At 53.6% G+C, this 22,877-nt stretch carries 14 protein-coding genes and 1 pseudogene; 2 read left to right on the top strand and 13 right to left on the bottom strand.

Annotated elements, in window-relative coordinates; all coding sequences use genetic code 11:
- The first annotated feature begins 24 nt into the window (after nt 1–24).
- Nucleotides 25–757, top strand: a pseudogene (locus WT16_RS33070) (IS3 family transposase).
- 196 nt (nt 758–953) lie between these two features.
- Here the strand turns inward: WT16_RS33070 and WT16_RS33065 are convergent.
- The 4 genes from WT16_RS33065 to WT16_RS33060 all read right to left on the bottom strand — a co-directional run bounded on the left by WT16_RS33065 (nt 954) and on the right by WT16_RS33060 (nt 6,419).
- Complete coding sequence (locus WT16_RS33065; RefSeq protein WP_082875023.1) at nt 954–1,874, bottom strand: Pvc16 family protein; 921 nt, start codon at nt 1,872–1,874, stop codon at nt 954–956.
- 17 nt (nt 1,875–1,891) lie between these two features.
- Complete coding sequence (locus WT16_RS26870; protein ID WP_197486513.1) at nt 1,892–4,021, bottom strand: ATP-binding protein; 2,130 nt, start codon at nt 4,019–4,021, stop codon at nt 1,892–1,894.
- Between the two features lie 101 nt (nt 4,022–4,122).
- Nucleotides 4,123–5,766, bottom strand: a complete 1,644-nt coding sequence (locus WT16_RS34115; RefSeq protein WP_141667978.1) for a contractile injection system tape measure protein — start codon at nt 5,764–5,766, stop codon at nt 4,123–4,125.
- Nucleotides 5,767–5,816: 50 nt separating this feature from the next.
- The gene (locus tag WT16_RS33060) at nt 5,817–6,419 is read right to left on the bottom strand and encodes a transposase (RefSeq protein ID WP_082875021.1); all 603 of its coding nucleotides are present in this window, start codon (nt 6,417–6,419) and stop codon (nt 5,817–5,819) included.
- A 466-nt stretch (nt 6,420–6,885) separates the two neighbouring features.
- Between WT16_RS33060 and WT16_RS26855 the strand changes: the two genes are divergently transcribed.
- Nucleotides 6,886–7,806 carry an IS630 family transposase gene (locus tag WT16_RS26855; RefSeq protein ID WP_063534607.1) on the top strand — a complete coding sequence of 307 codons (921 nt, stop codon included), beginning with the start codon at nt 6,886–6,888 and terminating at the stop codon, nt 7,804–7,806.
- Between the two features lie 207 nt (nt 7,807–8,013).
- On the opposite strand, the gene WT16_RS33055 is transcribed toward WT16_RS26855, so the two are convergent.
- The 9 genes from WT16_RS33055 to WT16_RS33015 all read right to left on the bottom strand — a co-directional run bounded on the left by WT16_RS33055 (nt 8,014) and on the right by WT16_RS33015 (nt 22,844).
- Nucleotides 8,014–9,369: an anthrax toxin-like adenylyl cyclase domain-containing protein gene (locus tag WT16_RS33055; protein ID WP_141667977.1), complete on the bottom strand. Its 1,356-nt coding sequence runs from the start codon at nt 9,367–9,369 to the stop codon at nt 8,014–8,016.
- Nucleotides 9,370–9,432: 63 nt separating this feature from the next.
- Complete coding sequence (locus WT16_RS33050) at nt 9,433–10,281, bottom strand: DDE-type integrase/transposase/recombinase (RefSeq protein ID WP_141667976.1); 849 nt, start codon at nt 10,279–10,281, stop codon at nt 9,433–9,435.
- A 133-nt stretch (nt 10,282–10,414) separates the two neighbouring features.
- Complete coding sequence (locus tag WT16_RS33045; protein ID WP_156521516.1) at nt 10,415–11,548, bottom strand: Insecticial toxin; 1,134 nt, start codon at nt 11,546–11,548, stop codon at nt 10,415–10,417.
- Nucleotides 11,549–11,814: 266 nt separating this feature from the next.
- Nucleotides 11,815–13,215: a glycosyl hydrolase family 18 protein gene (locus WT16_RS33040; protein ID WP_082875020.1), complete on the bottom strand. Its 1,401-nt coding sequence runs from the start codon at nt 13,213–13,215 to the stop codon at nt 11,815–11,817.
- A gap of 151 nt (nt 13,216–13,366) precedes the next feature.
- Nucleotides 13,367–14,449, bottom strand: coding sequence for a glycosyltransferase (locus WT16_RS26835; protein WP_063534604.1), 1,083 nt, complete (start codon nt 14,447–14,449; stop codon nt 13,367–13,369).
- Nucleotides 14,450–14,677: 228 nt separating this feature from the next.
- Nucleotides 14,678–15,298, bottom strand: coding sequence for a hypothetical protein (locus WT16_RS33035; protein WP_156521515.1), 621 nt, complete (start codon nt 15,296–15,298; stop codon nt 14,678–14,680).
- A 212-nt stretch (nt 15,299–15,510) separates the two neighbouring features.
- Nucleotides 15,511–16,149 (bottom strand): hypothetical protein, encoded by a 639-nt coding sequence (locus WT16_RS33030; protein WP_156521514.1) that lies wholly within the window; start codon nt 16,147–16,149, stop codon nt 15,511–15,513.
- A 28-nt stretch (nt 16,150–16,177) separates the two neighbouring features.
- A complete protein-coding gene (locus WT16_RS34605; protein ID WP_197486512.1) occupies nt 16,178–18,706 on the bottom strand; it encodes a glycosyl hydrolase family 18 protein in 2,529 nt (842 codons plus the stop codon).
- Between the two features lie 136 nt (nt 18,707–18,842).
- On the bottom strand, nt 18,843–22,844 hold the full coding sequence (locus WT16_RS33015; RefSeq protein WP_082743693.1) for an FG-GAP repeat protein: 4,002 nt from the start codon (nt 22,842–22,844) through the stop codon (nt 18,843–18,845).
- Nucleotides 22,845–22,877 lie beyond the last annotated feature (33 nt).

Genomic DNA, 22,877 nt, shown 5'->3' with positions numbered 1-22,877 from the left:
CTCCACTCTTGAGAGCATGGAGCCATGAACAAGTCGAACAAGTTTTCTGCTGAAGTCCGTGAACGTGCAGTGCGCATGGCGCGAGAGCATCGCGACGAGTATCCGTCACGGTGGGCGACGATCGAATCCATTGCCCCCAAGATCGGCTGCACGAGCCAGACCTTGCCAGGGTGGGTCAAGCGAGAAGAAGTCGACAGCGGCGAGTGCGAGGGCGTGACCATGTCAGAACGCGAACGGATCAAGGCGCTGGAACGCGCAGTCAAGGAACTGCGCCGCGCCAATTCTATGTGGCGTTCGTAATCGACGTGTTCGCCCGACGTATCGTCGGCTGGCGCGTCAGTTCGTCGATGACCACGGACTTCGTTCTCGACGCACTTGAACAGGCGCTGTACGCTCGCCGGCCGGACAATGACGGTACGCTCATTCACCATTCCGACAGGGGCTCGCAATACGTCAGCATTCGCTATAGCGAGCGGCTGGCCGAGGCCGGCGTCGAGCCGTCGTTCGGCAGCCGGGGAGACAGCTACGACAACGCGCTGGCTGAAACGATCAACGGCTTGTACAAGGCAGAACAGATTCATCGTCGTGCGCCGTGGAAGACGCGTGAGTCCGTCGAATTGGCAACACTCGAATATGGGGCGCCTGGTTTAACCACCATCGGCTCATGGAACCGCTCGGCTATAGCCCGCCCGCTGAAGCTGAGGCAAACTACTATCGGCAATTCAGCGACACCATCGCCGTGCCGGCATCAACTTAAACCAACCAGCCTCCATGATTCCCGGGGCGATTCAGGATTCAGTTCCACAACGATCGACGGCCATGCCAGGCGGACGGTGAAAACCCGGCTGAGGCATTCGCTCTGGCTGCTCGACATGCGCAGATTTCGGTGGATCATTGCGGCTGCGGCATGCCTGTAGCCCTCGACATGGTCATCCTTCATTTCACAATCCGAATCAAGCTCGATCGATCGATATATCGTCAACCCGGACTATCTCGCCTATGTCAACCTCGTTGAGCGTTAGCGCTTTTCCGCCTACTTCTCCAATATCACTGCCGCTCCAGGCTTGTATCATCGAAACGACCCGAGCGTGCAATTCTGGCTCCAACGCGCCGGATCCCGATAAATTAAAGAAGTAAGCCGCGTCTTCAGCCCGTTCGTTCCCTGGCACGCCATCAATCAACTTCAGGTCAAAGCGAAGATTTTCAATTTGAATACGCATTTCATCACTGAGCCCATCCCCTTCGTCAATCAGGCCATCGCGCAACTTGCGCCGAAAGACGACCTCCGCCTGCCGAACGATATCGACAGCGCTTTTTTGTGCGATCCGTGCGTCGATTGTGCGCACCGGGCTTACCTCGTCTACGCGATCCCCCAATGTGACACGCACAGTCACGTCATACTTGAGGCAAAGTCTCGGCTTGTTCCCCAGCGCCTGCCAGAACTGTCCGAGCGTGTTCAAATGTTCGGGCGGCATCACGCGAGAATAAGAGTTTGGCATTCCGCGCAATTCGCGATTGTGTAGCAACGCATACAACACCTGATCCATTATTTCAACCGATTGACTTCGCGGACCAGTCATCGCACGAGATGCTTCATCGGTCGCACCATCCCAGTAGGTAATCAGGTACGAACATCGTACGTGTGCTACGCGGGGTATCAGCTGACCACTCCCAGCGTTATATTTCCGAGATTCGCCCACACGCATTTCCAGATCTTCCTCGACTTGATAGAGAAACACGCTAATCGTGGGTATAGTGGGTAATTTTTTCTCGTCCGGTATGTCAAAGCGAATTTCGAGATAGTCCGCAGATGGCACGTAATCACGTAATGCGTCTTCAATGGCGGCATTCAGCTCCGGCAAGGTCTGATCCATGATGTATCCCTTTGATGCTAAGTGATGATTCGCCCAATCTTGCTCAACTCGCGCCTGATTGCCTGCTCAACATGTATCATCGCAACGTGCGGCGCTCCATCTTCTGCCGAGAGCCACGTTGCGAGCAGCGCGATATTGCGAATATTGGCACCCGTGATTTCATATTTCTTCGCCAGAGAAGAAAAATCGATGTCGGAGCTCACCTTGAGTGCCGGCGGCCAGATCGCACGCCACATGCGCGCACGCTGTGCGGCGTCGGGAAACGGAAAACGCGCGATAAACGTCAACCGCCGATTGAACGCGCTATCCAGATGCGTCCGGTTGTTCGTCGATAGAATCACAAGCCCGGGATATTGCTCGAGGCGTTGCAGTAGATAAGACACCTCAATGTTCGCATGTCGATCCTGGGCATCCTTGGTCTCGGTGCGCTTGCCAAACAACGCGTCGGCTTCATCAAAGAAAAGCACGCCACAGTCCGCTTCGGCTAGATCGAATACCCGCGCGAGATTCTTTTCCGTCTCGCCGATGTATTTGTTCACGACCGTCGACAAGTCGATCTTGATCAAGTCGACGCCCAGCTCGCCTGCAAGCACTTCTGCAGCCATCGTCTTGCCAGTGCCGGAATCTCCAAAGAAAAGCGCGCTGATTCCACATGTCTCCCCGATCTTGCGCTGAAACCCCTGCTGCAACGCCCAGTCTCGGTGGCGAATCGCAGCAAGGATCTCGTGCAAGTGCCGCTGCAGATCGTCGCCCACGATCAAGTCGTCGAAGTCGCGCGTTGGGTGGATACGTTGTGCGAGTTTGCCGAAATTCTGCTGTGTCCGCAGGCTGAGCGCCCGCCGCAAGTCTGCATCGCTTATTCGAGCGCCTGGGCCGCGCTGACGGCAATAGCCGTTCGCTTCCTGCACCGCGGATTCGTACTGATCCACCGGCACCGGGTAGCGCTTCACCAGCGTCGGCACATCGAACGGGCCCGCCAATTGCGTATCGCGAAGCGCTCCGCGCATTGCCGCCTCATGCTCGGCCAATGAGTGCCGCGGGACGTCCAGTACCAGTTGCGGCAGATCGCCGAGCCATATCGCTGAAGCATGCGCCGCGATCAGACATACCACCGGCCATCGATGCGCGCGCAAATGCGCGCGCCACCGTGCGAACAAATGCTTGCGCTCGGATGCCATGTCGTCTAGGCCACGCAGGACCAGCCAGGCGCCACGCATGCCAGCCTCACGCAAAGCGCCGATGAGGACATCCTCAGCGTCGTCGTCGTCGCTGGGTAACGTTCCAAGATCGAGTTCGAGCGCGCCTGCATCGACCTCGGCGGCCGCTCGAGCGACCGTGCCTGCCCGACCGGAATGTAGCTGGCTGCGCAGCACGATGCATTGCGTTGCTTCCTGGTCCGTACCGATGCAAGTCGACAGGCGGCGCACCAAATCCCGCTCAGCCTCGTCGGGCTCCCATGCAGGCGGCGCAAGCCACCGCGCGCTGGTCGCCAGTATCGTCGGCAGATAGTCGTGTCCGAGAAGAAAATGAAGAATCGCGCTGTCAAGCTGCAATTCACCGTCATCCCGTACAGAACGCCTCCTTTCTCGTCGCTGCAGGCGCAAAATGCCATATCGGAACAGCGTGGCGTGCGGCGTCAAGTAGGCTTGGCACTCTACCTGCTCGACCATGTCGTCGCATAACAGTGACAGCGCCAAGTCGACGGTCAGCGCAGTTCTGGATTGATTTTGCTGCAGAAACGCATACAACCCGCCGTAACGTACGTCGATTTGCGGCAGCAGGCCAAGCAAAAGCAAGCGGCGCTCGAATGCGGATAGCCCCAGCCGTTCGCTCAAATTGCCGAATCTGTTATCCGGCAATACATCCGGCAGGCACCGGGCGTCACCCATTTCGGCGAGATCCTGAGCCCATTGCTCCGTGCCCAGCCGCTGGTGGATTTGCATCAGCAGCGCATCAGGGGACGTCGACGATACGTCGGTCCAGTCCAGCGGCGATTCGGAGAGCGTGTCGTTCAGACGCCGCCGCAGTAGGTCGTCCATGGGCGCAAGCACCACCAACAAATTGTACAAGTGATGGTACTCGGACGTGGCACGTTCCGGCGCGTCGAGATGGGCGGCAATATCGCGGATTTGCGGCGCTCCTTTCATGATCCCTATCCTGTCCTGCGCCGCCTTGAACATCCAAGAAGGCGTCGCTTGCTATGACTACGTTGCCGGGACTTCGCCGGATGCTTGCAATGGTTCTGTTGCTATAGCCAATTGATCGACAAGGGTTGCTCCAGCCAGGGAAATATCACTTGCTCAAGCGGCCATGGAAGCTCGCGAAGCAGAATGTCGCTGGCATCTTGCTCGACATTTAACTGCCAGTGTGGCTCGGTCCCCAACTGGTCGGAGCGCCATTGCAGTTGCCCTGGCCGCTGCAAAAACATGCTGCGTATATCCCCTGCTCCACAACGTTGCAGGCCAGGCAACTGCGCCGGCAGGCTAGCCAGGCACTGGTCGCGCAGGGCAACGACAATCGCTTCGGACGCGCGCCACGATGACTCCGGCAGCGCCGCATCCAGTGACATGCCACACAGCAATTTGTTGAGCAGCATGCGCCATTCCGCGATTTCGTTGATATCGCCCCCCCACACCAGGTTATCAAGCCAGCGCACCGCCTGCATCTGCGCTTGTTCATCGATAAAACCAGGCTTATCTTCCACCGTGTGAAGCAGCCCCAGGCGCCCCAACCAGCCCGGCAAGAAAGGCCATAGCAGCACAATGCCGGCGTTGCTGACCGGCATCGCCTCTGTACCAAGAGGGGTCGCGGACTTTGTCATGGGGCTTTGAACAGATTGGGCAGATTCAGTGGGTTGGGTTGTCGAAACGTTCGGGAATTCATTTGGCGGCGACTGCAACACCGAATCCAACAGAACCTGAATCGATTCCATCATTGCCCGCGAGCGCGGACGCGCTTGTGCCGTCAAGTTTCGCAACCAATGCTTCAAAACCGGTGTGGTCACATCCTGCAACTCAGTTGGCGCGGGAAATGATGGAACCGATCCAGGCAGCGTTGCGCTGGGCGCCGCAGCACGCGCGTGAAAAAATAGCAAAGCGCTCAGTGCCAGATACAATGACCAACCCTCTGCCCCTTCCAGCGCGACCGCTGACGACAAGGGAGAACCGCCTGGCAGGGACTGTACGTCTGCCGTCAGCAACTGGCCCACGCGATGCAACGTCGGTGCACTAAAGGTCTGCCGCAAACGTCGCAATGGTCCCTGCCGCAAACAATTGTGTGCCAACACTATTAGCCAGCGCGACGGCGCTTGCTCCAACTGTGTCAATAGCCAATTGTCAGGACCGCCATGATCTTGCCAGATCCGCGGTTGCGCCAAGTAACCGGTTTGCAGGTAGCGGACGAATTGCGCAATCGGGTCATTTCGCTGAGTAGCGTTCGTAGCACTGGGCTTTCCTTCATTCTGCGCTACGGCATCAGCTTCAGCGTGAGCCCGCGCCCTGCTCTCGGCGCCACGGTCCGACTTGACGGCGGCTATAACTGACATCGTCGTTCCCTGCTTCCACAGCATTTCTCCTGGTGCCAGATTGGTTGCGGAACTGAACAATTCCAGCAACTGCTGTGCTAATTGACGCAACAGCCGTTCACTCAACTGAACCTCAAATTCCGCCTCCGAAATCTGCCCCAGATCCAACGTCAGGCGATCAATGAGGACGGCGCCGGGCGACCGCGATGCGCATTGCATAAACAAATTGGCTAGCTGTGCCCGCAACTGCTGGTGAAACAGGACACTGCAGCGCTGTTGCAACGCGCTTGCCAACTCGTTGTCTGTTTTCAGAACGAAATGGAGGCGGTCAATATTTGAAGTCTGCGGCGGGTCGGAAAGTTCGTTCATTATGTCAACGATGCCGAAGTTCTACACCGAACAAATAGGTTTTTGCGATTTCACGGACCGTTCGCCAGAAATTGCGCGAGCTGCTCGACGTCCGGAATCTGGTCGAGCAGTTCGGCAAGGACGTCGCCGCCGGCAACGCCCTGGCACGTCATCAGCGCGGCACGCACCTGACTGTGGTTCGCGTCGAGTGCGAGGGGGACATTCCGCCATGTGCGGCGCTTCGAGTAACCGTGCTGACGCACCTTCCATTCACTTTCGCGGTAGACCTTCGCGCCCGTGCTGTTGACCACCAAATGGACCGGTTCAACGTCTCGGACGATCGGCAACCGGATCCCAAGTGCTGGCGCGGCGGCGGAGTATCGTGTCGTGCGGCACGGGCAAGGTGGCGACAGCCAGGCCGCGCAGGCATTGCGCGAGGTCTTCCAGCGCGCAAGCGGCATGCGGAACACGGTCCTGAGTGCCTGGATCAACGCGTCGCTGTCCAGGCGCGGGCGCCCGCACCTGGACTCGAAGTCGGGTGCGCTGGCAAGTACGGCTTTATCGATCCACATCACGACGTTACCTCGGTTGATTAGGTCAGCGTTGCAGGCCGCACCGTTCCTGACGCGGTGGCGTGCCTTCGGCTCGCACGTCTTGGTCCTGTCTCTGCGCATCTTCTCGGCAAAAATACCGAATCTACGCAGAAACCCGAATTGTTATTGGCCACACCCTGGCAGTTGTTGCGCATATACATCGGAACCCTTCGCAGCCGACGAATTCATACATCAACGCAGCTCGTAGACTAGATCAGAGATTTCGAAAATGTACCTCTCAAATATGATAGGTAAGTCGACGCAAGTCTCCCGGGCCCCTTTTAGAAAAAATCCAGATAAACACAACTGATTGCCATGGCGGCAATATTGTTTCCCCAATTTATTTATTAAATTACCATACATCCATTTAAAAAACGATAATAAATATGTGCCACTTGATTAACACAGCAAATTAAAATATTTCAACTGCTGGCCGCCTATCAGGGGGGTGCCCCTATGTGTTTCGTCAAGCGTTATTGATCAGGAACGATCGATCTTTAAATTAGTAAATCGCCCCCCCTATGCGAGGGGGTATGGAAAACGATACGTGAGATCGCTTCTGCGTGAGGCACGTGAAGGACAGCGCCGACAGGTAATTGGCTTGTGCGAGCGCGGCTGGACCTACGACGAGATTGCCGCCCATACGAATCTGTCCCGCATGGGCGTGTTCGACATCTGCAAGCGGTATGTCCGTGAAGGTGCGGCGGTGCTGCGCCACAAACCCAGTGGACGTGCGGTGAATCGAGGCCGCGCGCCGACCGAGCAACAGGAAGTCGACATTCGCGTGCTGCTGCGCGACCAGATGCCGGATCAGTTGAAGATGTCGTTCGCGTTGTGGACGCGACATGCGGGGCGCGAGCTGATTCGGCAACGATGTGGTTTGGCGCTGACGTTGCAGGGTGTCGGCCTGTATCTGGCGCGCTGGGGCTTCACGCCGCAAAAACCGATGACGCGGGCCTACGAGCAGCGACCGGAAGCGGTGCGGACGTGGTTGAACGAGACTTACCCGGAGATTGCGTGTCGGGCGAAAGCGGAAAGCGCGGAAAGTCGGTCCTACGCCCCGATGGGCAACACGCCCGAGCGGCGCGTGATGAACCGACGCGAAGGCTTGTTGGTGATATCGACCGTGACCAACCGAGGCCAAGTGCGGCTGATCAAAGACATGCGCAGCAAGAAGGCGTTTCTGATCCTCGACAATCTGAAGGTGCATCACGCCAGGCCGGTCAAGGCGTGGTTGGCCGAACACGTCAACAAAATCGAGGTGTTCTACCTGCCGTCGTACAGCCCGGAGCTGAACCCCGACGAGATGCTCAACGCCGTCCTGAAGGCGAGCGTGACGAAGCAGGCTCCGGCTCGGATCAAGGGACACCTCAAGAAAGCCGCCATCAGTCATTTGCGCCGCCTCCAAAAATCGCCTCAACGGCTTGCTCGCTACTTCATGCACGAACCAATTCGCTATGCAGCTTGATTCAAGTTCATGCATTTCCGATCAGTAATCCGGTCTTGAGCGATTCGATCTTCCTTTCATAAGCGTTATACTGTCAACAACGTGACTGTCCAGCAGTTGACCGGGATGGTCAGGATCAAAGCGTAAAGAAACCGTGCTTCTAGCGGGTCATCCGCGGGTTGCAACGGGCACCGCGAAACGCCTGAAAAATCCGGATTGTTGCGTTCATTACTTTTTTAGGTCACGAATTGACATGCCCCACGTCCAGTTTCTCGGTACGAAGTATCCCATTTTGTTGACCAGCTCCACGTATTTTTCAAATTCAGAAAGCGTTTCCAAAGTACTAACATCGCGATATTTTTGCGTCGACGAGCTGGCTTCCTGAAGAAAACGGGGCTGGAATACAGTAATGGGGAAGCCTTCACCCTTTTCCATATCCGCGCGAGTGATCGCGCCAAATATGTGATTACGATGCGATTCCGCATTGTGGTGAACCCGTCTAAAAGGTGAATTTGCACCGGTCGCATTCATCGCCTTGTTTAATTCGTTTATGGTGCGCAGAATACGTGGACTAATGTTTCCCATATCACTATGTTCTTCCAGCCCACCTGCATCCTTTTTTGTCAACCCTTGAAACGTTGCATCAGTCACCCCTCCTCGCGGACGCGCCCCGGTGTTGGTTCTCATATCGAGCACTTTGTCCAACCCCATTCCTGCGGGAAATAGCTGTCCGGGTTGCTGTCCTCTGACGCCGGCAAAGACGAGCCCGGGCTTCGAAATTTCCCGGACTGACGCGCTGCCGTAGTTTCCCCAACGGGGGCAGATCGCCATCAAATCGTAGTCGCCAGTCATCGCACGGTTGCGCGCACCAACCTCCGATGAGGTCATCACCATAAGCGGAAGCGGTCGCTCGAATGTCAACCTCCTTGCATCTGTGCCCAGTTCTTCCGGATAGACCCAAATTTTGTATACATCTCCATTTGGAACAGCGCGGAAGCAAAATTCCTTGTCGTCCCCGCTGCGTCGCGCAAACAAGAGGAGATCTTTGCTAGCTGGAAGCTGTTCCATGCGGTAGATTGCCCGTCGGGCTGGTCGGCCGGCCAGCTCGTTCAACTGTCGCTCCAACATCTCGCGCGACAGCGTCAATTGCGTCGTCCGGGCGTAATTATCATTAATTCCGTCCTGATTGGCCTTGGTGCCCGCGGCAGCTCGTTGGGCGCTGTGACCGACCTTGCTATAGCGGCCATCGTAAGGCACTAGGCCGGCTTGAGGCCCCCAGTCGGAACTTTTTCCTTTGACGTGAAAATTCTTTGTCGGATACTCCGCTTCAATCCAGCGCAACGACCATGGTCCTGTCGAGCGGAACATGATGACTTCGTCGAGAATGTCTGCAACCTTCGACGCGGCTTCCATGTCTCTCTTTGACATGCCGTTTTCAGGATGATGGAAAGATGCATCGATTCCAAGCGCCAGCCCCCTTTGCATACCCTGGACAGAGGTAGCTTCTTCGCTGGAATCGGTCTCAGCATCATTCATTCTTTGATTCGAATTCCGCCGAGCAATCATTTGTTCCCACTCGTACATGATCACCTCCGGTTTACAAGACCTCTCGTCGTTGTGCACGGGGAAGCCGCATTCCTGTATTTATCATTTTCGTGGCTTGATGCGCTGATTATCAAGATAAGCTTTGAAGCTTTCGATGCGCGCGTTTTCCACCGGTTTACCCGGACGGATGAACTGCAGCTTGACGCCATGTTCTTGCGCCCATGCCTTGAGCGCCTCGCTGACGAATTCCGGCCAGTTGTCGACTTGAATCGGATTAGGCCGCCGTCCCCGCTTATGCAGCCGCTCCGGAACGCGCGCGACTCGTATGCTCGTGAGCGAGAAGCCGACCTCGATGTGCGGGCACTCGCGATTCCACACGTCAATGATAGTCAACGTGCGAATGCTTCGGCCATGCGCCAGCGCGTCAGCAGCAAAGTCCATTGCCAGCATTCGTCTGCGCCGTTGGGCATCGGCATAACCACGCGCAGATGACTCGGGCGCCTTCTTTCGCCGTTTCAGGCGAAGCGACAGCCCTTCGGCCCAGTACGGCCGCTCAGTGCGCCTGTGATTCTGAACCAGGCCCTCCCTGCGTAGCAAGACGCAGGCGGTGCGAGCAAATCGTGGCCGCACCTGTGCCAGCTCGCGCAGCCGTTGCCGCACTTCGTAGTCGGGGTCAGGCGGCACCTGCCGCTGGAACGTCCGGCGATTCACACCTGTGAGCGCACACGTGCTGCGCTCAGAATAGTCGTGCTGTTCAATCACCTGCTGCAAGACTTCACGGCACTGCGCGGGCGAACTCACCTCTTTTCCGAGAACGTCCTTTAGAACCTGAATACCCCGTGCCTGGCCCGCCACCAGCCGCTTGAGTCGCTGTTTTTCCTGCGCCAACTGCCGCAATCGTCGCGCTTCCGACACATCCATGCCGCCATGGCGGCTACGCCAGCCCTTCACCGAGCCGCGACTTCTTCATGACAAGGCTTCTCCAGCGGCCTCACCACCAACTTTACAGTGGCATACTTCAGTGGGGGGAAGACTAGGGAAAGGTCACTTGTTGTTACGCCACCGCCGTCAACTTGACAAAGCGTCATTTCCAAAAGGCTGATCCGGTTAGGCGCTCCAAACCAAACGGGAGACTTTTTTCAGACGGTCGCCGAGCAAGCCTGGCAGCGCTACCTGGCCCTCCGACTTCATCGAAACTACGGCGCCCCCCTGGCCGCCAGCTTTCTTTCATACGTACGCCTGAATTCTGATAGAAGGCCTGCAACTGTTCAATGTTTTCGGCAATTGACCATTCTCCCCTGCTGACTATGGCGAGCGGAAACTCGCCCGCGCGCGCGACGGCGCCAACCAGCCTGGAACTGTGTTCCTCGGCCATCCTGAAGGCTGGATAATTCACTTGCGGTCCGTGCCGGACAACGTTGAATTCTACCGGCTTGCCCTTTCTCAGCGGGTCGGCTTGAGCTACGGCCTTATTGAGGAGATTGATGATGCGGTTTTCTTCAGCACTATTCGATGCCACTGTGTGTGCGGGTCCGCTCCCTCCGAACTGGATCATGTCGTGCGTATCGTAATCACCGGTGAAAGGCAGGGCTTCCCAGGCTGTCTGCTGTTTCAGCGGACGCAGCGAACCTTCGAGATCGGCCATATCGATCGGTAATATCCTGTGCACATGACCAGATTCGTCCCCGACCAGATCGCCGACAGGGGAGTCGCTGCTCATGTAGAGGCCAGTTAGCGCATTACCCTCCCACCGCCCGACATAGCCTTCAATGCCCGCCTCCCGTGCCCTTTGCAGCATCTCATGCCCGGCTGTGCCATAAGCCTTTTCCAGCGAAGACTTTTTGATCGTTTTCTCCAGGATATCGTGCCCCTTTGCCGCTGCCCCCTGTATAAGCCTGGCTACGGTCGCTTCGCCGGCCGCCCGGAAGCTGACCGCGAAGTTCCCCTTGCGCGAGGCCTCACCGATCGCATTCATATGTGACGGCACGACAAACTCCCTCGCTATTCTTTTCAACACATCGGAAGACATTGGCCCACCGGGGCTACGAGGGCTGCGTGGGTTGACGGAATTGCCGCGGATCGCGATCGTGCTGGGGCGTCGTTTCGCTTTCCTTTGCGTCTCCTCTTCGTCACTCACGTCGCTCAAATCGGCAAGCTTTTTTCCGCGCCTTGCGAACAACGACTGCCGATCGGCGATCATATTTACGGCTGCAGGCATGCTCCCTCTCCAAGACGGTTCTGTCACGGTAAAGCCAACAATCTGGCTCGCGGGGGCTCGCTAACCCTCATCGCACCGAGCTGACTTTTTCGTTGTTTCGCAAACGAGGAGGCTATGGCCATCCCGATACTCGATGACAAACTGCGGGGAGTGCGTCGAAAAACCCGCTTATCGGCCTGCGACCAGGTTATTTTGACTCGCCGTCATTCTTGGCGAAAATACAACACCAATAAATATCGCATTTATTCACAATATTACGCCATCACTCAAGCCAATCCACTCGAAAATTCATTGTAAATTTCATCAACGAGAATGGACCTGCGGCCTCCGCTTTTAATAAGGGGGTATTTATCCACAACCACCACCTCCTCCTTCGTCAAATCCATCAAATCTCCGAAGGTGGTCCATATAATTACTCCACCCAAATTATTTTCTTTAATATACTCTGCTTTCGCCCTGACCGAGCGCTCATTATCATAACTCAGAAAATACTTTCCCTTGGTAAGATACGGAACTTGCGCATCTTCGTCCCAATGATATTTCCAGCCGCCACTCCCACCGCCGCCAGTTTTCTGCAAAATTGCACTCGTGAATGGTGTGGCATCCCACCCATCCGGTATCTCTTCCGAATACTGCGGCCAATTATCAAAATCACCACTGCTTAGAATTGGCCCATCCGGATCAACCTCAACCATTTTTTTGACCGTGGGAGCATTCAGTGCAGCCGAACTTTCCGTAATAACGCCGCGCCCATAAAATGCAACACCCAAATTGATCTTTTCAGGCTTCACACCCTGACTCAAAAGAAAGCGGGTTGTACCGTCCAATGAGACGGGTGATTCTGAACCCGGATAGTAATAGAGCGGCGAATTATGCCCCGCAATATCAGACCAGCCGCCATTGACATCATAGGTCATAAGATTGAAATAATCCATGTACCGCTCCAGCTCAGCCCAGTCAAATCCACCCAGATTCGCCGGGGTCGCAGACATAGCGGCCGTAATTAGACGTTCAGGACCAATTGCGTCACGCACCTCCCCCATTAATTTGGCAAAGTTTCCATAGTCGGCCTCAGAATAGTTTTCGATATTCATGCCCATTGCATTTGGATATTCCCAATCGAAATCGATGCCATCGAATCCATAATCGTCGACTAGCATACGGCACTGTCGGACAAGCGTTTCACGCATGGTCGTATCAGCGGCAACTTCACAAAAATGCTTGGACATGCTCCATCCACCCAGCGAGGCCATGACCATGACGTCCGCATCCTTTGCCATCTTCAGCAATCCATGAGCACCGCCCGGCGGCCCATCAGTCTGACCAAACAAGATAGGTTTGTCGAAGCTCATACCCTTCGGCGGAGGGACATTGGGGTCAGGGTCTTCCGGGATTTCATCATTGTAATCCTGATGGAGGAGATCCGCAGGATTTTGAACCTCTCCCGGTTTATAAATATCTTTATTGCGGTCATCGCCGCTATGCAAGGTTCCATCGCGCGCGAGACCAAAGAAGGAGAAATTGAGTATGGTGTATTTGCTGAAATCAAGATTCAACTGGCAATAGGCGCCCTTTGATACGAGCCCGGGAATATTCTTCCACGCACTATATTGCGTCACATAACCGATGATCTGCTTTCCATTCACTGTTTTTTTCGTGGTCGCCATTTTACGTCCTCTGCAAAAATGACATCGACATTTCCTTTCCCATCATCACGCTACTAAAATAGTCCCAATCCGAATCGAAGCCACCTATCAATACTGATAGTCCAGACGTGCGACACGGTTCCGCGCCCCCTCCCAGGAATGTAACTGCCAGTCAGGCTTCTTCTCGAATGAGATAGCACTGCAGATTCTGCTCAAGCCGCACGCGCTGATCGTCCGGAAATTCTTGATCGTGCAGCATGCGCAGCAGAACCTCCTTCCCCTGCGCAAATGCCCCAACATAGAACGCACTAATAGCGAGTTCATCGCGAGCGCGCCACGCATAGACAGCACCGTCAACAAAAAGGGAGTCAGCGGGCATTGCAATCGCCGCCGCCTGTTGGGCGTAGACATGCGCCAGCGCGTATTCGCCACGCAAGCGGTGATAGCGTGCCAGCTCGCATAATGGTTCAGCGCGGCGAGGCCGTGCCTGGTATGCCGCCAGGTACGAAGCGCAGACCTCACGGGGTGGCATCGCCAGTCGCTCACTGAGCACCGCGATCTGGAACAGGCAAAACCAGCATTCTTCATCCCAACCGCCCATGGACAGGCGTGCGCGGTATTGGTAGAGGGCGGCCTCGGGCTTACCCGCGTCACGGTAACTTTGGGCCAGATAGAAGCGATAGCGGCTATTGCCAGGTTCGCGTCGAAGCGCTTCCTCAAGCACTTCAACATCGTGCAGGTAAGTGTCGGGGTTCCTGCCACGGGCGCCGTCATGCGCCACTACGATAGTCGGCCCAGGCAGCTTCTGCCACTTATGGGGCTGATCGCAAGTGAGGTATTCGTGCAGCACGCCCTCCCATCGCCATGCGCGGCGGGTGCTGACTAGCGCGTTTCGCAGATAACGCCAGCCGTTCAGTTCGCAAAGAAACTGGTAGGCCTCGTCGTTCAGATCTGGCCAACCAAAGCCGTCAGGCATGTCTAGCGTCTCGTCGGCGTCGATGAACAATAAATAGTCGCCGTGATCTCGCGCCAGCATCAACGCTTCGTTCCGATTATGGGCGAAGTCGTGCCACGGACGCTCGTGCAAGCTGCCGGGGACGTCATGCATGAGTTCGCGTACCAGCTTCTGGGTACCGTCCGTGGATCCGGTGTCGACAATGACCCAGTGATCGATCCAAGGGCGAACCGACTCGAGGCAACGCGACATCACTGCCGCTTCGTTCTTGACGATCATGTTCAGGCAAATGCGTGCCATGCGATATCCACTTTTCCAGAGCGCTGATAGCTGGTAGTACGGAATGTCGCGTCGAGAGATGGTCAACGCCAGGTATCATGCCGCGCGGTTGTTGAGCCAAGTCGGCAATTGCACGAGTGCCAGGCGCTGCTGCGAAACGCCATAAAGGCGGGAACACGCAGCCGCCGCACACGTAGACAGGGCAATTTCATTTCACTTTTTAAATATTTCAATTATAAAAATTGACTTTTATTTTTTCCTAATAAATGATAATAATTCCGCACGATTAGGGGAGCCGTCAAAGCTGTTTTCCATATTAACGAAAAAACCTTCAATTGGCTCCCAATTGGGGTCTGTTGTATCGATCCTGTCAAAATCGCATAGTCCTCTCGCCTGCGTCGGAAATTGAAAACTACTGGGAACGCCCTCACCGGGAGGGCCCATAGGCCCGGGAGGGCCCATAGGCCCGGTAGGGCCTATAGCACCAACGCCAGAAGCACCGGCAGGACCCACAGGCCCCCTCGGGCCGGGAGGACCCGGAACATCTGACGCCTCCGCAATGATTTGACTAGTGGAATTATTAATCGTGAGCCCTTCGCCAACTTTGATGGCAAGTACACCGTCATCAGATAAGACTAATCCGTCTCCCACCCCGTAGCCTTCCGGCTGCAATCCAACAGCCTTACGCCCCACGTCAGCGATCTCAATGATGTTAGAAAAATCCTCTGCAGATGGAGCTCTCCCTTCGCCAAACTTGGCCGTGAGTTCTCCCGTTTCCGGCCCCACTGAATCAGGCACATCCGTCTGCCGAGGTATTTCAGCTACATTTAAGATCCCTTCAACCGTCTTCATATTTTTCCTGTTCGTCATCACGCTCTCCTATAAAACCACGAATTGCAGCGCTTACCAAAGAAAACCTTATATCAATCTACGCGCAGAATATTTTATCAGAGCCCTCATCATGTTTGCATATAACTAGATCACCTCTTTTTTCGAAAGCAGCAATTTTGGTTCGCCCCCTCCGGCCGCCTCCCCAAAATACATGTTTGCGAACAGGATTCGAGCGTCAGCGAACAAGATAGTCAGACGATTTTAAATTTAAGCAAATACAACTCCTCGAATTCATTTTCCGGCTGACCTTCACCTGCATATTTTTGCAAATTCACCCTACCAATTATTTCCCAGTCATCTGGTAAATCTTCGCCAATTGGCCATAAAATGCGAATATTTTGCTTCAAAAGATCCTCATCAGCAATTTCAGCGCTGGTTAGAACCGCCGGGGGACCAGTTGGCCCCGTTGGACCGGTGGGACCCGTCGGGCCAGTCGCGCCTGTTGGGCCACCAGTGCCCACCGGGCCAGTAGCGCCCGTTGGGCCAGTAGCGCCGGTTGGGCCGGGAAGCGATGCCGCCGGATTCGAAATTGCCCCGCCTTCGAATACGAGCGCTTCGCTAATCCGCACGGCAAGCCGCCCATCGTCGAGCAAGCGCAATCCGTCTCCTGGACCGTTCCCATTTGGCTGCAAGCCGACAGCTTTGCGCCCGACGTCAGCAATAGCGATCAAGGCCTCGAAATCTGTAGCCAATGGAATTTTTTGAGCATCGAATCTCTCCTTGGTCTGGATCACTTTCGATGCAACCCGAGCAGGCCCTGTTTTTTCTCGAGACAGTGCTGCTGCTTTACTTCGTCCACTAGCTCCACGCGTGGATTTCTTGTTTGCCATAATTTCTTTCCTAAAAAAACATACTCATTCATTCTGCTTGAGGACCGCGAACTAATATAAACGTTTCTGTTTCTTTACTTGATTGTGTTGCGTCTTCGACTTCAAAAGTTACTTGCCCCACACGTCGCCAGCCGACTGGAAGTGCCTGATTCGGCAAATACAAAACCCCCCATCTGTTAGCTAGCGGAGGGAACGAACCGCCGGCACCGCCCGGAATCCCGGTAGGACCTTCGGGACCTGGAGGACCCTCGGGGCCCGTAGGACCAGTACAACTTGCACCAGTGCTGCCCGTAGCGCCTGTAGGGCCGGTAGCACCAACAGGGCCGGGTTTGGGTTCCGTCACAGTGATGGCGCTGTGTTCATCGAAACCGAGTCCGTCGCCAATATTGACAGCAAGCAACCCGTTTTCCAGCATCAGGCCGCCCCCTGGTGTGGGTGAGGCGACGGCCTTCAACCCAACTTCAGCGATAGCGAGCAAATCGGCATAATCTTTTGCTAACGGAATTCGCCCTCTCCCAAATCTTTCCATGAGTACTCTTGTTTCCGGTCCAACAGGAACAATCGGCTTGTCTTCGCCATGAACCAACCAAGCATACCGATCGCGGAACTCCCAATTGTAATTATTACCCGATATGTCTGTGCCATTGTCCCAATTGACAGACCATGTCATCAACCCCCTGATTGAATTGCCATCGCCGTCGAGCCTCGCAAAGGCTTTAAATATCGCATTAGGGTCGCTTACGTAACCATCGATCGACGCATCATCGTTGCTTGGCAAACCTATGACCAATTTGTTCGACGGAACTCGATGGAAACCACGTGTGCCGTACACAAGGCTGTCAACCAAAAAGAAAATAAATTCTTCCTTTTTTTCATCATCATTCTGTGTAATCAACCCCACACCCTCGACATCTACGCCGTCATCTCCGTGGTTGTAACATTTCGGCGCGACAAAATCAAAAACACCCTCCAATTCTTCCAAATATGAAATATATTCGTCGCTTTCCAATAAGCTCGGAAATCCTGGGGTCATACTGATGATGAAATGCTTATCCTGAGCGTCATAATGACCGCGCACCATCTTAAGCACTTCAGGGAGTACGGTTTTGTTCGCAGCGGCACCAATGGCATCTCGTTCCAGATCGATATTAAGGCCATCAAAACCGTATTTCTCCACCAATCTAATAATTTCAGCCCTCAAACTCTCACCATCGCTCTCTTGGAGTGCAATGTTCGATTCAGGACCTCCCAGGGAAATTAACACCGGACATCCGCGGCTATTCAATAGCCCCACTTGCTGCCGAAAATCGTCATCCGACCATTTATATGGGATAAACGTAGGAATATCACCAGACTTTTCACTTTTCATGAAAGCTACTGCGATTACATTATATTGCCCTGGTACGTCCTTCAAATCCATGGCGGCGAATGTTCCACCACGATTACCACCACCTCGCACGGCAACTTCACTCCAATTATGCCAATATCCCATCAGAATATTCTTACCGTCGATCGATGGCATTTCCGAGGCATCATCATTTGGAATATCATCTCCATGGATCAACGATGCATAGCGGTCGCGAAACTCCCAATTGTACATCTCGCCTGTCTTTTTTGTTCCACCGTCCCAATTGACAGACCAAGTCATTAACCCTCTGATACTCTTATTCATCCCATCAAGTCTTGCAAAAGCATTGAATGCTGCATTAGGATTTATAACATATCCATTGGCTGCCGCATCATTGTTGCTTGGCAAACCGATGACAAATTTATCGGGGGGAATTCTCGTAAAACCACGATCGCCGGAAATCAAACTATCAGTCAAATAAAAAAGAAAATCTTCCTTTCTCTCATCATCATTTTGAGCAATCCAATTCCCCCCGTCATCGTGCACACCATCTCCTTCTTGATTGTAATATTGAGGCGCGACAAAGTCATAGAGATCCTCCAAAGCCTCGAGGTAGGGGATATACTTGCCGTCACTCCTCAGATATGGAAATTCCGGCGCCATGCTGATGATGAAATGCTTACCCTCTCTGTCATAGTGTTCACGCACGATTCTAAGTGCTGCGGGTAACACAGTTTGGTTATCCGCAGCATCAATGGCGGCCTGCTCTAGATCAATATCCAGACCGTCAAAACCGTAAGTTTCCACCAAACGGACAATTTCTTCCGCCAGAGGGGTTTCATCTCCGTCGTGCAGTTCAATGTGTGCATCGGCCCCGCCGAAAGAAATCAATACCGCGCGCCCCTGGCTATTCAACATTCCAACTTGTTGCCTAAATTCAATCGGACTTAAATTATAAGGCTCGAACGTCGGGATTTCGCCGGGCCGCTTACTCTTCATGAAAGCCACAGCGATAACATTATATTCACAAGGAATATCTCTCAATTGCACATTGCGAAATCGCCCACCGTCATAACCTTCGCTACCCTCCGCCCACCCGTTCCAATTATGCCAAAATCCCATCATGATTTTCTTTCCGGCAATAGGGGTCATTTCTGATGCGGCATCATGAATTTTGGACTTCAAATGTGAAAAATCGAATTCTTCCATTTTAGGCGCCTATCGAAATGTCAACGGGTCAATTAGTATCGCGTCAGACAACGGCGATGATAGCGCCGCGAGCAAGTTACTCACTCAGCCAAGCGCGATCAGTCACTGTCGGACACACGCACGCGCGGGCAGCATTTCATGCTCCGCCGTTGGTATCTACAGACGGCGGTACATATAAGAGTTCATATTCGTCTATTTTATCCTTGTTCCATTCGCTTTCGTCTTCTCCAATAACTTCATTCCTCTGATATTCACTAGCTATTTTCATTATACCGATGCCGCGCTCGACAGATTGCTTCTGCCCAAACCCAAGAACACTTAGCAGACGATGAGCCAAATCTCCCAACGGCTTACCGTTGTTGTACCATTTACGATAGATATTTGGAAAAGACTCGTCGTCGCCATCAAAATCGAGCCAATGAACGCGAACTGAAATATGACAAGGAATTTCATCCTGGATAATTTCGTTAATCCAATCTACGGCAGCATTTCGATCTTCTACGTTTTTCAACAGATCTTTTGGGAAAACAATGCTGACGACGAAAGAAAAACTGTCTTCTGCGGTATCGCGGTCCAGATGCCAGCTATAGTCTTTGGGTGATTCAGGCAGTTTGTCTTCGTGCTCCACTATGAACGTACCATCCAACGGATCCACTTCAGTCACCGTCACTTTAAATGAAGCTATGCTGACAGATTCAGGCGGTGTTACGACAATCATGTCGCCAACCTTCAAGGTCGCTGGATATGGCTCCGCTTTCAAGCGCCTGGTTCCCGATGCGTCGCCGGATTGATCGACGTAGCTCAGTGGATACGACATGTCCTGCAGCCACGCATTAGAATTCATCCAGAATAAATTTCCATTCTCCGCGGCTTCCGAAATAGCTTCCTTTTTTGCCAAAATCCGGTCATTGCTTTTTGAATCCACGTCAAATTCCGTTCCACCGACTTTAGATACCAAGACATTGGAAATGACATCCCCATCGTCTGTGCTGAATTTTTGGTTTTTTGCTATAATCAGATTAATAAATTGACCGGGCTGAAGGTAAATCTCGCCAGAAGAATGGATGGTCAAAATATTTTCTCCATCCTTAAAATCGACGTTGATGACGTTCGTCGCGTCATCATGCCTATCGTCCGGCATACCAGGTAGCAAACTTTGGTGTTCGACGATATAGAACGGCAACTCGCCGATATTGCCCCCTGAAAACAACGCCGCCCCCCATCCTAAGCGAGCAGCGATACGTCGATGCAAGGCCGACAGTGAATTAATGCGGAAATTGGCGCGCTGATAGGTCAGCTCGGTTATCTGAGACAGATAATAGTGCTGAACCCTCAGAAACTCATCTTCGGATTCCGCCTGCAAGATACGTGATGCCCGATTGGCGCCAAAATAACCAAGCAAATAATCAGTCAGTGCCAATTCCTTGCCATTGTCCTTCCGTCGATCCTGAGAGAATGTCTTCAGCTCATCCGAGTAAGAACCATGTATCTCATTTGGTATGTCGATCTCATCAGGTGGAAGTATTGGAAACGGCCATTGGCCTCCCCATATTGCTGCATCGTTATCGTCATCACCGCGATCAAAGGCCAGAAGTTGCGGTAACATGGCAAGTTGCTGGCAGCCGTCGGAGACAATTTGCTCATAGGGCAACATATACTGGTGTAACTGAGTTTGCCATCGATCTGGTTTAGTATTCTGCAAACCGTAACAGGGCGGAATCAGATTACTTACCGGGTAGTGCTGCGCAGGTCGGCGCCAAAGCCCGTATGGCAGCAACATCGAAGTTTCATGCACTAAAGCTGGGGACGGGACTTCCATTTCAATCTCGCTTGCCGACGGCACGGGAATTGCCTGTCCGCGTTTGAGCAGGCGTACCGGACTGCCGGGAGCAGCCAGTTTCTCGAAGGGATCTTCACCCCACAAACGGAGATACTTATTTTTGTCGCTGGCAAACCAATCCCAGCTAGCGTTTTCGTCCGCCCCCTCGAAACAAAGTTTGCTGATACTCCGAACACCTTCAATATTCAGCAACTTGTTAGCTAACAAACTAATGTTGACATGTTGTCCATTATTGTAATCAGGCGCCGGCAACAGCTCGGGAATCCAGCCATACTGTAGCTGTGGTCCTTCGTATATCGAATCGTTATCGAGCCCCGTGGATTTCAGTTCAGCCGCGCTATAGCGCTTTGCGTTAGGGCTGACAAACGCCTCTGTAACCGAAAAAATCTGCGCAAGGACACGTGCGTATTCCTGACAGTCATCGTCTACCTCAATCACGATTTCAATATTCACGTCTTCCGGTTCGAGCCAGGTGATATGACGTACACGCTCACACAGATTACGATTATTTTCCAAAAAAATATTTACAACCGACTCTGTTAATTGCATATTTTTTTCTGCATCACGGCTTGGCACGAGGTATAAGTGATATCCTCCCAATACGCGCATCTCTTGAAGCGAATTTTCGTCAACATCCTCCCTTTTTTTAAATAAGTATTCCCTTCTTGCCGGATCATACCAATATTTATATTGCTTTTCGTCGGGTTCCGTTATTAACTGTGCGTCTCTCAAATAGAAATAGCCGGCATCCTGCCGTGTCTGGTAGCTTCCTGCGTCTTCCGAATATCGCCGAAACTCCGTCTCACTACGAAACACATAAGCCGCACCACTGTTTGTTTGCCAATCGATATTCTTGTTGCGTGCACCAATCACAATTTCAGAGCCGTTGTTGCTCAGGCTGACGGAGCAAGCAAACTCATCGCCAGGACCTGAATCATCTGCGAGAATTGGTGTTATTGGTGGATTCCATCGATCATTGAAATAATTCCATACATAGACTGCCCCTGCCCCCGCCACTCCTGCGTGGGTCAGCGCCAATACCGCCCCGTTTCCACTCAAGCCCATACCGGTATATCGATCGCCATTTATATGGCCATCCAAAATCCTTTTCGGAGCAATCCATTTTGATTTATCCCCATCATTCCTTTGGCAAAAATAAATCCCTGATCTCGATGGATAATTTTCGCCGGAAGCTCTTACCGCGAGCACATTCCCTTCTGCGTCGAGGCATACTTGAGAGCCGAAATTTCGTGCCACACCGTCTCCGACGGCTACCTTGACCACCTCTGATTGCCGAGTGGATACCCCCTGCCTAATATCAAAAATACAGACCTCACCCGTTGAATCGTTTGCCCAAGGCGCTCCCACCGCCAAGGCACTGCCATTTTCATTTAAACTAAGCGAAAATCCGAAACCCGAGTACGGAAAGGAACTTCCGGGGTATCGTAACGGCGAATCTGCTATTGGCTCCCAATTGCTCCCGGCATATCGATATACATAGACCTCGCCGTCGCCCATGCCATCAGTCTGCAGCGCGCTCACTGCCACGACAGAACTGTCCGAACTGAAGCTGATTGCGAACCCAAAATTCACGTTCGAATTGGTAATTTCTGTTAACTTTTCCCAACTCTGCCCATTAAACTCAAATAGATAAATGGTCTTGCTTGTTGTACCGGCCGTCGCCGCCAATCGCGTTCCGTCTTTGCTGAGACTTATCCAGACACCAAAATTGAGAGGCTCCGACTTCGCAACAACGGGAAGCGAGAGGGGCTGCTGTGGCTCCCAGCCCTGCTCCTTTCTCTGGAATAGATAAACCGTACCGCCACCTGCTTTGCCGGGCGCCCCAATTGCCAGGATATCGCCGTCTTCACTCATGCTGACGGAGCTGCCGAAGTGATCTTGTGCCGCGGCATCGGGCGCTGCAAGCCGTTCTTCGGGAGGGGTGTGCAAATCCAGCAAGGCACGCCGATAGTCGTCTTCGGTCACCGGGCCACAGGTGAGCGCCTGCTGCGGTCCGAACACAATGGGAAAAATACCCGTACCTGGCACGGGATTTGCGGGTGTTAGCAAGTCCGGAAGTGGCAATGTATGACGATAAGCCAAGTCTGCGACACCAAAGCACAACGCTTGCAGCAGCGTAATGCCAGGATCATGTTCCTCTTTGTCGGTCCAGGTCTTAGCGGCTTGAGCAACCAATACATCTTGCGCCTGCGCCAACAGGGAATCGAAGTGGATCTGCTCTTTCACTCTCGACAAGATGGAGCCGGTTGTGCAGGTGGCGGGTATTTTGATCGTCATTGCGTAGTTCCTTGGTCAAGGAATTTTCAAGCG

Origin of the sequence: Burkholderia sp. MSMB1589WGS (genome assembly GCF_001636105.1) — a bacterium.
GTDB classification, from domain to species: Bacteria; Pseudomonadota; Gammaproteobacteria; order Burkholderiales; family Burkholderiaceae; genus Burkholderia; species Burkholderia humptydooensis.
Note: the sequence above shows the minus strand (reverse complement) of the source record. Positions and strands in the feature narration are given on the sequence as shown.